The organism is Dictyoglomus thermophilum H-6-12 (assembly GCF_000020965.1).
GTDB classification, from domain to species: Bacteria; Dictyoglomota; Dictyoglomia; order Dictyoglomales; family Dictyoglomaceae; genus Dictyoglomus; species Dictyoglomus thermophilum.
Genome location: NC_011297.1, coordinates 198,280 through 213,912 on the forward strand (window position 1 = coordinate 198,280; position 15,633 = coordinate 213,912).

The 15,633-nt window shown below is 31.5% G+C and carries 15 protein-coding genes; 12 read left to right on the plus strand and 3 right to left on the minus strand.

Annotation, left to right across the window (positions count from 1 at the left end):
- The first annotated feature begins 4 nt into the window (after positions 1–4).
- From cas10 to DICTH_RS00930, 10 genes are all read left to right on the plus strand, one after another.
- The gene (cas10, locus tag DICTH_RS00885; protein WP_012547990.1) at positions 5–2,437 is read left to right on the plus strand and encodes a type III-A CRISPR-associated protein Cas10/Csm1; all 2,433 of its coding nucleotides are present in this window, start codon (positions 5–7) and stop codon (positions 2,435–2,437) included.
- Complete coding sequence (gene csm2 / locus DICTH_RS00890; RefSeq protein ID WP_012547133.1) at positions 2,434–2,889, plus strand: type III-A CRISPR-associated protein Csm2; 456 nt, start codon at positions 2,434–2,436, stop codon at positions 2,887–2,889. Before cas10 ends, csm2 begins: the two co-directional genes overlap by 4 nt.
- Positions 2,889–3,638 (plus strand): type III-A CRISPR-associated RAMP protein Csm3, encoded by a 750-nt coding sequence (gene csm3, locus DICTH_RS00895; protein ID WP_012548313.1) that lies wholly within the window; start codon positions 2,889–2,891, stop codon positions 3,636–3,638. The genes csm2 and csm3 overlap by 1 nt, the downstream gene beginning before the upstream one ends.
- 17 nt (positions 3,639–3,655) lie before the next feature.
- The gene (gene csm4 / locus DICTH_RS00900) at positions 3,656–4,657 is read left to right on the plus strand and encodes a type III-A CRISPR-associated RAMP protein Csm4 (protein ID WP_012548282.1); all 1,002 of its coding nucleotides are present in this window, start codon (positions 3,656–3,658) and stop codon (positions 4,655–4,657) included.
- Positions 4,658–4,676: 19 nt separating this feature from the next.
- Positions 4,677–5,753 (plus strand): type III-A CRISPR-associated RAMP protein Csm5, encoded by a 1,077-nt coding sequence (gene csm5, locus DICTH_RS00905; RefSeq protein WP_012547494.1) that lies wholly within the window; start codon positions 4,677–4,679, stop codon positions 5,751–5,753.
- Positions 5,746–7,029 carry a TM1812 family CRISPR-associated protein gene (locus DICTH_RS00910; RefSeq protein ID WP_012548143.1) on the plus strand — a complete coding sequence of 428 codons (1,284 nt, stop codon included), beginning with the start codon at positions 5,746–5,748 and terminating at the stop codon, positions 7,027–7,029. The genes csm5 and DICTH_RS00910 overlap by 8 nt, the downstream gene beginning before the upstream one ends.
- A 20-nt stretch (positions 7,030–7,049) precedes the next feature.
- Positions 7,050–8,078 carry a zinc-dependent alcohol dehydrogenase family protein gene (locus DICTH_RS00915; RefSeq protein ID WP_012547329.1) on the plus strand — a complete coding sequence of 343 codons (1,029 nt, stop codon included), beginning with the start codon at positions 7,050–7,052 and terminating at the stop codon, positions 8,076–8,078.
- A gap of 135 nt (positions 8,079–8,213) precedes the next feature.
- Positions 8,214–9,437 carry a DUF438 domain-containing protein gene (locus DICTH_RS00920; RefSeq protein ID WP_012548201.1) on the plus strand — a complete coding sequence of 408 codons (1,224 nt, stop codon included), beginning with the start codon at positions 8,214–8,216 and terminating at the stop codon, positions 9,435–9,437.
- 155 nt (positions 9,438–9,592) lie between these two features.
- The gene (locus DICTH_RS00925; protein WP_012547235.1) at positions 9,593–10,042 is read left to right on the plus strand and encodes a GNAT family N-acetyltransferase; all 450 of its coding nucleotides are present in this window, start codon (positions 9,593–9,595) and stop codon (positions 10,040–10,042) included.
- Between the two features lie 145 nt (positions 10,043–10,187).
- Positions 10,188–11,009 (plus strand): NAD(P)-binding domain-containing protein, encoded by an 822-nt coding sequence (locus DICTH_RS00930; protein ID WP_012547585.1) that lies wholly within the window; start codon positions 10,188–10,190, stop codon positions 11,007–11,009.
- Between the two features lie 5 nt (positions 11,010–11,014).
- On the opposite strand, the gene hepT is transcribed toward DICTH_RS00930, so the two are convergent.
- Entirely contained in the window at positions 11,015–11,278 is a 264-nt protein-coding gene (hepT, locus tag DICTH_RS10380; protein ID WP_081428043.1) for a type VII toxin-antitoxin system HepT family RNase toxin, read from the minus strand.
- Between the two features lie 28 nt (positions 11,279–11,306).
- The gene (locus DICTH_RS10385) at positions 11,307–11,609 is read right to left on the minus strand and encodes a nucleotidyltransferase domain-containing protein (RefSeq protein ID WP_158301530.1); all 303 of its coding nucleotides are present in this window, start codon (positions 11,607–11,609) and stop codon (positions 11,307–11,309) included.
- Positions 11,610–11,869: 260 nt separating this feature from the next.
- On the opposite strand from DICTH_RS10385, the gene DICTH_RS00935 reads away from it, so the two are divergent.
- Positions 11,870–12,508: a class I SAM-dependent methyltransferase gene (locus DICTH_RS00935; RefSeq protein ID WP_012547793.1), complete on the plus strand. Its 639-nt coding sequence runs from the start codon at positions 11,870–11,872 to the stop codon at positions 12,506–12,508.
- Positions 12,509–12,863: 355 nt separating this feature from the next.
- Here DICTH_RS00935 and DICTH_RS00940 read toward each other — a convergent pair whose 3' ends face one another.
- Positions 12,864–14,291, minus strand: a complete 1,428-nt coding sequence (locus DICTH_RS00940; RefSeq protein WP_012548672.1) for an outer membrane protein assembly factor BamB family protein — start codon at positions 14,289–14,291, stop codon at positions 12,864–12,866.
- Positions 14,292–14,496: 205 nt separating this feature from the next.
- Between DICTH_RS00940 and DICTH_RS00945 the strand changes: the two genes are divergently transcribed.
- On the plus strand, positions 14,497–15,516 hold the full coding sequence (locus DICTH_RS00945; RefSeq protein ID WP_012547150.1) for a transglutaminase-like domain-containing protein: 1,020 nt from the start codon (positions 14,497–14,499) through the stop codon (positions 15,514–15,516).
- Positions 15,517–15,633: the final 117 nt, after the last annotated feature.

Sequence of the window (15,633 nt, forward strand, 5' to 3'; positions counted from 1 at the left end):
AAACTTGGATGACGTTAAGATTTTACTTTCTGCTCTCTTTCATGATTTAGGAAAAGTACTTGAGAGAACAAAAGAGTATTATACGAAGGAACTTCCAGAGAGATTTGCTAAAGTTGAATATGTTCATCCTAAATTTTCTGCTTTCTTGTTAGAAACCTTAGGCAAAGAAAAATCAGAATTATCTAATTTCTTAAAGGAGCATCTCACAGAGGAAGTTATAGATTTAGTTTTATTTCATCATAGCCCACAAAATGATTATGGACAGATAATTCAGATTGCTGATTGGCTTGCGTCATCAGAAAGAGAAGAGAATCAAAGTCAAAAAGAGCATTATGTAAATGTGGTTCTAAGTGGACCTTTTAAGAAGGTTGATGAAAATGCTAAAGATATAAAATATCCGTTAACTACCTTAGAAAATATTTTCCCAAGCTCTGGTGATGTTAAGGCTAGTGATGAAAGTTATAAAAGATTAGTAAATTCCCTTTTAAAACTATTTCCCAAAGTTGATAATATAGATCAGTTGTTAACCTTGTTTGAATTTTACTTGTCACAAGTTCCTGCTCAAACCACAGGTTATGAACCAGATATCTCTATTTATGACCATTCTCGAATAACAGCAGGATTAGCCCATGCTCTATATAAAGATTATAAAAATAATTTGTTGAATAAAAATGATCTTAACAAAATAAAAGATCTTTTAAGAGATAGGAAAAAGATTGATACGGCAGGCGAAGAGATTTTCAACCGAAAGCTATTTACCTTCATAGTAGGGGATATTTCTGGAATACAAAGTTTTCTCTTTAATGTCTCTTCAGAAAGAGCAGGTAGAATGTTAAAAGGTAAATCTGTTTTCATAGATCTTCTATCTAGGTATTCTGCCAAATTTATATTGGATAGTACAGGGTTTACAAGGGTAAATACTCTATACCTTGGAGGAGGAAACTTTGAACTCTTACTATCTTATATTCCTGAAGACGAATTAACAAGATTAAGAAACCATATTATAGAGACCTTGTGGAAATTTGTAGGAGATGATCTTTATCTTGGTATAGAGTGGGATTATCTATCAATAAATGACCTTCTGAACTTCATCAACAAAAGAGAAGAAGTTATGTTAAAAGCTAATCAGAGGAAAAAGAAGAGATACAGTACTTTGGAGAATTTTTACGATTTGATTTTTGTTCCTAAAAGTGAAGACATAAAAGAAGGAGAATATTGCACTATATGTGGTAAGAAAAAAGTAGAAGATGCAAGTTCGCAAGATAGATGGTGTAAAACTTGTAAATCCTTTGTAGAGCTAACTGGTAAATTAAGAGATGCCTCCTTTTTAATTGAAGAGAGAGTAAATATACCTTCAAAAGATCCTGAAACTTGGGACGAATTCTTTGAAAAGCTAGGATACTGTATTGATTTTGTTAATAATTTCTCCCGTTTAGGGCAAACTAGTAAAAAGATATATCAGTTAGAAGATGTTCATATAAAAGATGGATTTATACCTGATGGATTTTTGCTTGGAAGTTTCAAGATTATAGAAAGTAATTTTGAGGAGATTGCTGAAAGAAATATTGTAGGAGACTATGGCGATAAAAAGCTTGCTTATCTAAAAATGGATGCGGATAATATGGGAGAAATTTTCAAAAAATTAGGGGATAAAGAAAAGAAGAGAGAGGGATTAGCCTTAACAAGATATGGAATATTGAGTAGAAGAATGGAACTTTTCTTTGGAAAAGGAGTACTTGATTTAATAAAGGATAAAAGGGAGAAAGGTTATTTATATCCAGTGTTTGTAGGAGGAGACGATCTATTTATAATAGGTACCTATAATGAGATAAATAATTTGGTAAGGGAGATAAGGGAAAAGTATTCAGAATACACAGGCTCTCAAGAAATCTTCACTATATCGACAGGTATGGGATATTTCCCTGATAATTTTCCTTTAATAAGGGGTGCTCGTATAGTAGAGGAATTTCTTGAGAAAGCTAAAAATTTTGTCTACCCCGAGGAGGAAAAGCCTAAGAAGAATAAGATATGCGTGGATGGTGAAGTATTAAGCTATAGGGAATATGAAGAAGCTTTAGATATTGCTAATGAATTAACTAAAAGGATATTAGAAAATAAAGAGGAGAGACAAGAATCTGAAGAGGGCAAGTCAAAGGGGCAAACATCTCGTGCAGTAATTACAAAAATAGAAAGGTCAATTAAGGGATTTAATCCGCTTTTAGAACAGAGCTTAAATAGAAAGATTAGCCCTCCTGCTGTTTGGAGATTCATGTATTATTTGAGGGATTATAAAGATATTGGAGAAAGATTGGTAAATATACTCCTAAAGAATTTATTAGGGGAGGGTGAGAAGATTAGAAATCCCAGGCTTATCCTTGTAGCTACCAAGATTGCGAGAATGAAAACTAGGAAATTGGAAGGGGGAAAGAGTAAATGAACGAAAGAAATTTTCCTCAGAAAAGAAAAAGTTCTGTAAATCCAGAAGAGGGCTGGCGTAGTGAGGTTGAGAAGTTTTTAGGAAAAGATTTTGTACAGAGAGTTTTAAATTTCCATGATTTAGAAATTGAAGAATTTAAGGATTTTAATAATAAAATACAGAAATTTGTTGAAGATATAGCAAACAATATTACTACATCCAGTCTTAGAAAGATTTATGATTTGATAAAGAACTCTGAAGATGCTTCAGACTTAGTTTTTAAACTTCCCTATATGGTTTACATGGTAGGAAAAGAAAAGGATGCGAAGAGAGAGGCTTTAGGTAAGTTATACATAGCTCTTAAAGATCCTATAGAGAATATTAAAGATGAAAGACAAGTAAGAAATATTAAAAAATTTGCGGAAGCTTTGGTGGCTTATCAAAAATTATATGGGGGGAAGGAGGAGAGATAATGAATAAATTTATAGGAAGGTTATTTATAGAGGGAGATATCAGGTTATTAACAGGTTTACATATTGGAGGATCAAGGGAGACGGTAGAGATAGGAGGACTTGATAATCCAGTTATAAAGACCATAGAGGGAATACCTTATATTCCAGGATCCTCTTTAAAAGGGAAAATAAGATGTTTGTTGGAAAGAGCAAGGAATATTAATCCTAAAGAAGGAGAGCCATGTGGCTGTGGTAAATGTGAAGTATGTTTACTCTTTGGATCTCATAATGATAAGACAAAGACCTTGTCAAGAGTCATTATTAGAGACTCGTTTTTAGATCAAGAAGATTTTAAAAACAATTTTGGTAAATATTTTGATAGAGACATTGAGTATACAGAGGAAAAGACGGAAAACATAATAGATAGGATAGCTGGTACTGCTAGGTATCCAAGAACCATGGAAAGGGTTCCTGCTGGGGCAAAGTTTAAGTTTTCAAGTAGTATAGCTTTTTATGAGGGTGATGATGTGGAAAAGTTAGTTAAAACTTTTGTTGAGGGAATGAGAATGCTGGAGGACGATTATTTGGGGGGTAGTGGTACTCGTGGATATGGACATATAAAGTTTGAAAATCTTTCTTTTTATGTAAAGCCCTATGAGAGTTATTATAAAGATAATCAGAGAAAGGAAATAGGTAAAAGTGTAGCATTGACAGATAAAGATATAGTGGAAGAATTGGTAAAAGAGCTCAAAGAAGTGTTAAAGAAGTGAAAAGAGGGGAATAAGTAATGAGGGTTGAGATTTTTAAATTATTCAAAGAGGGTCCTATTTTGTTACATATAGGGCTCCGTAGAATGGATAGAACTTCTACTATAGTTCACTCAGATACTTTGTTTTCTGCTCTAAGTAATTCTCTTGTTAAGCTTTTGGGCGAGGAGAAGTTTAAAACTTTTGAGGAGAAACTGATTATATCCTCCCTTTTCATAGGTTTAAGGATGCCTAATTTTGACATTTTATTTGTACCTATGCCCGATATATTTATTAAATTGCCCCGTGATAGAAGTGACCAACATAAAAGGTACAAGAAGATTCAATGGATATCTTTAAAGGCTCTTGGGAAAATTTTAAGCTTCTTTGATAAAGAAAATCTTTCTATAAATTTGGAAAATTTAGATGATTTTAGTTTTTTGAATAGCAAATTTTTAGTAGCGAAAGAAGAGTTTGAGGAGATAAAAGAAGAGATAGACTTTATAGGTACTATTCTTGAACCTAAGGTAAGTGTAAATAGGGAGAGTAGTGTTTCAGAAAATTTATTCTTCCAAGAAAATCTTATTTTATGGCCTATAAAGACTTCTGATAATGTAGAGATAAGACCATTTTTGTACTTCTTTAAAAAAGAGGAACCTAATTTAGATAGCATTTTTATTCCTGTTTTAAACCTATTCATTGAGGAAGGGATAGGCGGAGAAAGGAGTACAGGAAAAGGTACTTTTGATTATTACGAAAAAGAGCTTACCGATTTGCCTGATGAAGGAAATTTGGAAATTACTCTTTCTCTTACTACACCAATGAGGGAAGAAGTAAATAATTTGATTTATTATCAGATTATAAAAAGAGATGGATTTGTTTTTTACAATGCTCCTAAAGGCTTTAGGAAAAAGGTACACTATAAAGTAAAAGAGGGCGCTTTAGTGAAGTCTCCTTATATTGGAGAAAATATTGATGTCTCACCAGTGGAAGAGTTAAGGGTAATATCTTATGGAAAGAATTTGGGTTACAAATTTTCTTAATTCAAAGGGGGAAGATTAAATGAAACTGAATATTACTACAATAACCCCTACGATAGTAAGAAGTGGAGAAGAAATCTCTACAGTTTCAGAGTGCATAATAGAGGGTGATAATCTTTATATTGTAAACAAAGATAAATTGATAAACTTTTTGAAAACAAAAAAGGATAATGTCAAGATAATAGAGGAGCTTTCTAAGACAGTGCTTGAAGGCCAAAATTTAAAAGGCTTTTTAGATAAGAATAATATTCCTATAAATGAAGTATGTGAACCACCATTAAAATTGAGTGAAAGAATGGATGATTATAGAAGGAAAAGTGTATATTTGCCAATGACCTCTTTAAAAAGGGCTTTTATTCCTGGAAGTACTATAAAGGGAATACTGAGAAGTGCCTTACTTTTTCATTATTATCTTAGTACTAAAAAAGAACCACCTCATAGAGGAGATTCTAAAAAAGATAATTCTCCTTATATAGGGGAAGATGTGTTAAGAAACGAAAATAAAATATCTACAGATATAATGAAATATGTAATAGTTAGAGATAGCAGTAGTATAAATTTTGAAGAATTAAGAGCATACAAAATTCAGAGAATTCCTCATAGGAAACTTTGGCAAATTATAATTGCAATACCTCCTCAAAGAAAATTTTCCATTGAAATATGTATTAAAAAAGACAAAAATTATAATGGACCAGATTTTTGGAAAGAGTTTTTTGAGAAAGACCCTGAAGTTAAGTTATGGGAATATCTAAAGGATTATTCTAACAGGCTTATTGATAAAGAGTTAGAAATATTGGAAAACTTAAGAAGAAAGAATTCAGGAAATGAAAATGATGGGGAAAGAAAGAAGATATTTGATGACTTTATTAAGCACTACAAAAAAGTCAAAGAGGTGATGTCTCAAAAAGATGTCATCTTTATTCCTATAGGATTCGGAAAGACATACTATTTTAATTCTTTAGGATATTTTTTAGGTAGTAATGTGCCTATTCGTAGAAAAAATGTAGATCTTAAGTTTTACCCTTCAACGCGATGGGCAGTGGAGATAAATGAAAAGTATTATCCCTTAGGATGGTGTGCACTAACAAGAAGTGAATAAATTAATTGTTGGTTTTGTACCAAAAGATAGCCGAGAGTTTGCATATGTAGTAGATAGTAAAAAGTATAAAGGGTATTCTACTATTGAGGCTTTGGCCTCTTATTTTTTACAAGACTCAGTAAATTTTAGGATATTACTTCTTAGACCCGAATCTTTAGACGAGTCTTGGGAAGAAGATTTAAAAAGCAGGTTAATTAGCATTGGAATGAAAGAGGAGAATATTGTGGTTTGTAAATTTCCTACCAATGGAAGTTATGAGGGAAAAAGGTTTATTACTGATCCTAAAATTATTTCAGATTTTATTTTCTTAGCTTTAAAGGAAAATTATAAAGAGGAAAAGGAAGTTATATTAGATGTATCAAGGGGGTTAAACTTCTTAGTCCTTAGTGCTGTAGAAGCTTATAGAAGATTTATTGTTGCTATTAAAGCTAAAAATATTTTGAATAGAGGAAACATACCTAACTTCAAATATGTATACCTTACTCCTTTGGGAGAGGGAGGAGGCTTAAGCGAGATAAGGTTAGAGAAGATTGATGCTCATTTCTTTTTTGATTATTTTAAAAATTATGATAGATTGCCTTTTGATTTTGAGACGGAAAAGAAGGAAGAATTGTGCATGAAATTTAATTTCATAAAGAAGTACATTACTCAAATAGTAAACACTTGTATATACACTGTAAAAAGAGGTTTTGTTTTGGCTTTTCTAACCATTATAGATTGGAAAAAGGTTGAGGAATTCTTGAAAGAGGCAGAGGATAAATTAAATTTCTTAGCTTTAATGGATTTAGATTCTGAGCTCTCAGAATGGGAGAAAACTTCGGAGGGAGAAGAAATTATTAAGAGGAAATATGCCATGAATTATCCTTTGGGAAATCTCTGGATTTATATAAACCTATTAAAGGCTTTCTTGGAGATTTATTATGAGTATAGAGATAAAATTTTTATAGAAAATGATCTGAAATGGGTAAAGATAGAGACGCTTAAAGATTTTAACGAAAGGATAATTAATGGTGTTTTTAAAGAATATGGAACAAATGTGATTCTATGCAATGAGTTAGAAAAGTTTGAGTTTTCTTTCAAAAGAGGAGAAATTAGAGAAAGTAAAGGGGGACATTCGGATATTTTGAGAAACTTTAATGCTCATGCAGGACTCATATTGGACTTTTTGGAACAAGATCCTAAAAAAGGTGCTATAACTTATAAGAAAGAAATACATAACAAGATTAATAGTTTTTTGAGGGAATGGCAAAAAGAAATTGAAACATATAAAAGTTGAATTTAAAAAGGGTGAGAAAAATGAAGGCAATGCTCCTTAGAGAAGTGAAAGATCTTACTGTATGGCAAGATCCTCTTTCTCTTGAAGAGGTTTCTATCCCTATTCCAAAGGAGAAAGAGATTTTGATAAAGGTTTCTGCTTGTGGAGTTTGTAGGACTGACCTTGATATTGTAGAGGGGAGACTTCCTCCTACTAAATTACCTTTGATTTTGGGACACCAAATTGTGGGCACGGTTGTGGATAAGGGGAAAGATGCTAATAAATTCCAAATTGGAGATAGGGTTGGAGTTGCATGGATAAATCATTCTTGTGGGGTGTGTAGGTTTTGTAGATCTGGTCAGGAAAATTTATGTGATGATTTCAAAGCTACGGGAAAAGATGTGGATGGAGGATATGCAGAGTATACGGTTGTCTCGGAGGATTATGCTTATAAAATTCCTCAAAATTATTCTGATGAAGAAGCAGCACCACTTTTATGTGCCGGTGCAATAGGATATAGGTCGGTTAAGCTTTCTAATATAAAAAATGGGGATAATATTGGACTTTCTGGATTTGGAGCCTCAGGCCATTTAGTGTTGAAGATAATAAAGTATCTTTATCCAGATTCTAAGATATTTGTTTTTGCAAGAAGTGAAAGAGAAAGAGAGTTGGCAAAGGAATTGGGAAGTTACTGGACAGGAGATTTTGGTGAAGTTACTCCCTTTAAACTAAATGCTATTATTGACACTACTCCTGTATGGAAAACTATAGTCTTAGTACTTAGGAACTTGGAAAAGGGAGGAAGATTGGTTATAAATGCCATAAGAAAGGAAAATCAAGACAAAGACTTTCTCATTAACTTGAATTATGAAAGAGATTTGTGGATGGAGAAGGAGATAAAAAGTGTTGCTAATATAACAAGGAGAGATGTGGAAGAATTTTTAACATTAGCAGAAAAGGTTGATTTAAAACCAGTGGTTGAAGTATATAAGCTGGAAGAGGCTAATAAGGCATTGAGAGATCTTAAAGAGGGAAGGATAAGAGGGGCAAAAGTTTTGAAAATGAGCTAACTTTCTTTATTATTTAATAATTCTAAAACTTAAATTTTTATGCTTGAAATTCATACTTAAATAGTATAAAATAAAAAATGAATTGTTTATATTTTTAGGCCAAAATAGTTTAATACTTAAGGAGGAGATATTTTTATGAGTGAGCTTTTTGGTTTCAGAAAAGATAGAAAAGAAATGCTAAAAGAATTAATTAGAAAGATTCATAAGGGAGAAGATCCCGAAAAATTAAAAGCTCAATTTAGGGAACTTTTTGGTAGTGTTACAACTACAGAGATAGCACAAATTGAACAAGAGTTGATTCAAGAAGGTATGCCAAGAGAGGAAGTAATGAGGCTTTGCGAAGTACATCTTGCAGTATTTCAGGAGGCTTTAGATAAGGATAAACCTTCTGCTCAGTTGGGACATCCTGTGAATATTTTGATGGAGGAGCACAAAAAATTAATAGAGTTTTCAGATAAATTGAAAAAAGCCATAGAGGAGCTTAGAGAAATAGGTGATTATGATAGAGGTAAAGATAAAATATTAGAAATCAAGGAAATTACAGATCATTTTAAGGAATCAGAAAAGCATTATTTGAGGGAAGAAAATGTTCTCTTCCCCTATTTAGAGAAGCATGGGATAACAGAGCCACCTGCTATTATGTGGATGGATCATGATAAGATTAGAGCAATCAAAAAGGATTTATATAAAATAGTGGATAACTATAATAGCATGAGTTTTGATGAGTTTATAAGAAGAATTGGGGTTGTGGCTATTGAGCTTGGAGATATGTTAGCTTCTCACTTTTACAAAGAAAATAATATTTTATTCCCTATGGGACTTCACGTAATATCCGAAGAGGAGTGGAAAGATATAAGGCTACAATTTGATGAAATAGGGTATTGTTGTTTTACTCCTCCTGATGTGATAACTCCTATAGAAGTAGAGAAGAAAGAGGTATCAAGTGTTCAGCAAGGTATGGTTAATTTACCTACAGGAAGCCTAAGTCTTATTGAGTTGGAGGCAATTCTAAATACCCTTCCTGTGGATATAACCTTTGTGGATAAGAATGATGAGGTAAGATATTTCAGTGAGACAAAGGATAGAATTTTTGTGAGGACAAAAGCTGTGATTGGTAGAAAGGTCCAGCAGTGTCATCCTCAGAAAAGCGTTCATATAGTGGAAAAGATATTAGAAGAGTTTAAGAAGGGTACAAAGGATCATGCAGAGTTCTGGATAAATATGAATGGAAGGCTAATATATATAAGGTATTTTGCTGTAAGAGATAGAGAAGGGAACTATTTAGGTACTTTAGAGGTCACACAGGACGTAACAGAAATCAAAAAGCTTGAAGGAGAAAGAAGACTTTTAGATTGGTAAATGGGATAGCTGTCCTCTCTTTTACGGGAGGACAGCTTTTTTAACTAATTTTATCCTTATCATTTAAAATTTGTACTCATCAAGTGCTGATTTTTTATGATATAATTAAAATCTAAGCATATAGAGATAATTTGATAAAGCGTGCTTAATGAAAGATGGAAAAAGTATTGATAAGAGCTGTTAATAAAAAAGATATTGATTCAATTTACAATTTACTTAAAGAGCTTTATGAAACAATAGAGGATAAAAGCGGTTTAGACATTGATAGAGCTTATGAAAATCTTCAATTTTTTATAAGCAATGATAATAATCTTACTTTTGTAGCAGAGTGGGAAGGTAATATAGTAGGATTTATAAGCGTTTTTATAAGGAAAACAATTCTACATACATTACCTTCTGCATTGATAGAAGAATTAGTTGTTGACAAAAATTATAGGGGAAAAGGTATAGGTAAAAGGTTGATTGAGGCAGTAATAAAAAAATGTGAAGAATTAAATATAGGTGAAATTGAAGTGAGTACTGAGATAACTAATATAAATGCGAGAGAATTTTATAAAAGTATTGGATTTAAAGAAAAAGGTATACTTTTGGAAATGGATTTATAAGTGTTACACCCCTCTTAAAGCCTAAAAAAGTGACATAAATAATATATCTCCATCCTCAAAAAAGATATTTTTTAATCTTATCTACCCCTTTTTGAGATTTTTATGTTAATATACAAAAATTTTTTAAAAAGGAGGTTGGGAATATATGGTCGGTTTTATAGGCTATGGAAATATGGGAAGTATGCTTATTAGAAAATTCATTGAAGAAAAAGCCTTAAAACCACAAGAGATAATTGTATCTACAAGAACAAAAAGTAAACTTCAAAATTTAAAAGAAATTTATAAAGATATTAATATTGCCGAGGATAATAAAGATCTTGCAAAAAGAGCAAAATACATTTTTATCTGTGTAAAACAGCCAGAAGTTAAGGGAGTTCTAGATGAGATTAAAGATTTCCTTGATTCTGATAGGCATATTATTTCTCTTGCAGGTGCTATAACCATTGAGAACATTGAAAAAATATTTCCAGGCCAAGTCTCAAAAGTCACACCTACGGTACTTTCGGAAATAAACGAAGGAGTAACACTTATTGCGCATAACGAAAAAGTGAAAGAAGAAAACAAGAAGTATATAGAGTCTTTATTTGAGAAGATAAGTAAAGTTAAGAGGATAACAGAGGAAGATTTTCCTTTTGCTGTAGAGATAACAAGTTGTGCACCAGGATTTTTGTCTTCAATTTTTAATGAATTTATGAAATCTTCTTTGAAGCATAATAAAACTCTAAGAGAAGACGAAGTAAAAGATATGTTAGTCTATACCATATATAGTACTGCAAAATTAATTTATGAAAGGAATTTGGCTTTTGAAGATGTAATTGAGAAGGTTGCGACAAAGGGCGGGATAACGGAAGAAGGAGTTAAGGTTTTGGAGAAACATCTTACTCCAATTTTTGATGAAGTTTTTGAAAAAACTCTTGAAAAAAGAAGAATGATAAAAGAAAAAGCAGATGAACTTTTTAAAAGTTGATGAAATTAATCGGGATTAATTTTAGTATAATTATGAACCAAGATATTTCTAAACTTAGAGATTTTTTCCATAATATTATAAACCTCTTCAGATATTACCTTATTTTCATATATTACTTTAAAAGTATCACTGTAACTTACAGGAGTTCTATATCCTTCATCTGAGATTATATGATTTGCAATATCTATGCATATCTCAATTGCTATTTGTAAAGTTCTTTCTACTATTCTTTGAGTTTTCCAATCACGAGAATATTCTTCTACGGTAATATTTTTCTTAAAATTAAATTTCTATCTATCAAACCTTATACCTCCTAAAAAGAATTTGTTTCTCCTTGATAGAAAAGTCAAGAAATTCTCTTAATGTAATGGACTCAAAGGAATATCTAAAAGATGGATCTCTATCAACTATGACAATTTTATTTTCTAAAATTCTACCCTTTAATGATATGGGAGCTTCATTCAAAATTACAAGATCTATTTCATTTATATGAGTTTCTTCTTCTAAATCCCTTAGAATTTGAATTTTTTTATTAAAAAGATCTATATTTTTGGAATCTTCTAAATATATTGCAATATTGATATCACTTAAAGGGGTTATTCACCCTTTGCAAGACTGCCGAATACATATGCAAAAGCTATATCCTTGTGTTTTTCAAGAGCCTTTTTTATTTTTGGTATTATTTCTCTTAAATTCTCTAACATAACTCTTCTTCTTATACCTCCTGATTTAAGTTTAACATAAAAATGTACCTTACAGAGATATAAAGTAAAACTATGTCCTATTTTAATTCCAATTTTGGTAAAATTTTGAAAAGTTTATTTTCTTAAAAAAATAACTTTTGCAGTATAATCAAAAATATGAAACATCAAGGTTGGGATTGGAAAGAAATAAAAGAAGAAAGATGGGATACACCCGCAGAAGAGGTATATTATCTACTAAATCGTTGGAAAGATCAGGGAAAATCAAGATTTTTAGATTTAGGGTGTGGAAGGGGAAGACATTCTATATTCTTCGCAAAACATGGATTTGAAGTTTATGCTACAGATATCTCTGAGAGTGGTATTGAAATTTTAAAAGAGAAAGCTAAATTACAAAATTTGAATATAAATGCTGAAGTATGTGATATGCACAATTTACCATATTCCAATGAATTCTTTGACTGTATGTTAGCCTTTCATGTAATATATCACACCAATAGAGAAGGAATAAGAAGAGTAATATCTGAAATATATAGAGTTTTGAAAAAGGATGGAGAATGTTTTTTGACCTTTAATTCCAAATTTAGTAAGAGCTTTAACAATCCTAATAACATACTTCTTGAGGACGGCACCGTGATAAAAAAGGAAGGAATTGAGGCAGGAATACCTCACTACTACGTAGATAAAGAGGAAGTTCTTGAGTTGATGAACAATTTTGAAATAATTAGTTTTAAATATGTAGAGGAAATACTTCCTAAAAGAAGTAATAAATTCTTTGTACTTGCAACTAAAAAATAATATAAAAAGGCAGGAGAATATATCTCCTGCCTTGAAGTGGTTTTTAGTAAAGTTTTGAAATATCTACATTGTATATCTCAAGTTCATCATAGGTTCCCATCATAGAGTGTGGGCCGTATGGCCAATGTGAACCAAAAGGAATTATTATCAAGGTGAAGTAAGTCCTAATAGTAGCGTTAATATAAATATTCCTCACTATATGACCTTTGATATAGTAATTGCAAGACCTTGTAAAGGAAAGATTGGTTGGCTCCATGGAAGGGAAAATGACGGTATTATAGTATACGTAGCAAAGTAAGTATTAATTTTAAAAAGGCTCCTCTATTTTTATAAGAGGAGCCCTTTTAAAATGAGATTAATCTGCTTTACCTGTGTTTTTTAAATCCTTTCTATATTTAGGCCAGGGTGAATCCATGAGTCCAGTACTATCAACTTTAATGGCAAATAGTTCTGATCCAAGGGTTCCGAAATACAAAATGCCATCATTAGATAAAGTAGTGTAATATGTTTGTGGGGCAGTGTAGTTCCACTTTATAGATAGATCTGATGCATCTATAGCTCTAATGACGTATTTGCTTGAATCAATACCTATGGCATAGATTATACCCTCTTTAGATATAACTAACGAAGAATGATAACCTATATTTGTAGATTCAACAATAGAGCCATTATTAGTTGATATTTTATAAATATTTTTGCTTTCATCGCAAACATATAGATAGCCAGAATTATCAAATATTGGAGAATAATAGATGTTTCCAGAAACCTGAGTAGTCCATTGTAGAGTACCTTCTTTATCATACTTATATATCTTTCCATAGGTTCCGCTTGATATTGGCAAGTATATATTTCCTTCACTATCTATTGAGGGTGGAGCAGTGCACCATTCATTTATAGGAAAACTGTAAGACCATCTATAATTACCATCAGAATTAATAGAGTAAAAGACACCTCCAGAACCAGTGTTTTTACAAAATGTATAAATATTATCATCTTTATCTACTACTGGGTATGAGGTTATACCTTGTCCACAAGTGTAAGTCCATCTTATATTACCATTAGAATCTAATGAGTAGAGATAGCCTGCTGCATTTCCAAGATATATGTTTCCTTTAGAGTCAAGAGTAAGAGAAATATTTCCAATATGATTGTTTAATTTACTTATAAGAGTACTCCATTTTGTTGATCCATCTCCTGGATTTACAGCGTATAATTGTGCATTGTCCCCACTGCTTACTACATAAATGGTTCCATCATTTCCAATAACAGGAGAGCATTGAACATTGAAATATTCATTCTCGAGGCTTTTTCCCCACTTTATGCTACCATCAGGATTAATTGCGTAGAGTTTACTTCCTATTACATAAATAGTTCCATCATCTCCTATGGCAGGGCAAGCATATATGTAACCTGTTCCAATGATCCATTTCAAGAATGCGTTTTTACCTACATTGATACTTGCAGATGACGTGTTTCCTTTATTGTCGTATGCTTTAACGGTGATAGTATGATTTCCTGTCTCAAATCCTTCTGTATTCCAACTGCATGTATATGGTGCTTGGGTTTTTGTGCCTATTTTTGTATCGTCTACATAGAATTCTACAGAACTTATACTATTTTTCTCATCTACTGTTACTTGTACTTCTATGTTTACTGTTCCAGAGACAATATCTTCATTTTTTGGGTTTAGAATTGATATTTGAGGATTTTTTTTGGTTACACATCCACCAATGAAAAGAGTTAAAATAAGAGTAATTAAGAAAATTCTTGAAATCCCCTTCATATCTTGCTCTCCTTTCGAGAATGTTTAAAAGGTTAAAAATAGAAATTAACGGTGCTAATTTATATTTTTAACCTTTTTGTATTTTAAATTGTATCACAATTTTGCCATTTTAGAAATTTATATATGTTTTTTAATAGTCAGCTTTTGAGTTATCACAAAATTTAATATAATTATTTATAATATTTGAACAAGTAGGGGGACTATTATGAAAAAGAGGTTCTTTTTAATACTCCTTTCAGTTCTTTTATTAACTTCTCCTATAATTTCTGAGGCAAAGTATATAAAGGAGGAAGATCTTTGGAGATATAATCTGGAGAAGGCTATACTTTTTGCTCTAAATCCTCAAAATCTTTCTAGTATTTCAAATTTGGCAATAAAATTAAAGGGCTCTGATATAAAAGAGAGTGCTTGGAATATTTTAAAGTGGGAGGAAGAAAATATTGAGTATGATATTGAAAAAGCAGAATTGCCTCCATCTTTGATTCGTATATACTCCACAGGAAGGATTGAAGTAGTACAAGGAGAAGAAAATGTTTTTCAACTGCCTTCTGAGACAATAAGTAAAGGAAAAGGAATTTGTGGAGACTATGCTCTTCTTACTGCAGGCTTACTATTAAAAATGGATTACCAGCCTGTATATATTTTAGATATTGAGTTTGAGAATGATCCTATTAAACATGTGGTTACGGGGATAATAGTTAACGGTTGGTTGTTTATATTAGATCAACATCCACCAGTTATGGATGCAGGAACGTTTTATAAATATTGGCTAAAGCATGAGGGAAAGATTATTAAAGATATTACCTTGTATGAGATTAGTTATGAAGAAGATATAGTGGTAAAGAAATATGGAGTAGATAAAGAAGTATTTATGGGGCTTGATTACGATTTTAGTACTCGAGATTTAGAAGCTATAGGTGGTTATCTTATGTTGAAGATAAAGGATAATTTTAAAAATTTGGTTATAGATCCTCAAATCGCCTCTTTAGATAAATTAGTATATTTACCTCGAGGTTATACTCAAGGAAAGATCTATTCTTTTCAATTTCCAGAATTCTTAGATTATTACAATCCTATTTTTCATTTTCAGTTTATTGATTATTTATATGGCGAAATTTTGGATGATAAAAATATTCTTGAGAATATGAAAAACTTTAAGTACTTCTTTGTAAGAGCAGACGCATTACAAGAGGATTTAGTAATTATTTTAAATTTAGCAAAATGATTTATTCCTATAAATTGTCAGATTGTTATCTTGGAAGAGCAAATATCTATCTTAGAAGATGAGGGGAGCGTGGTCTAATAAATAATAGTAAAATAGCTTTATGGTGTCCTTTTTATA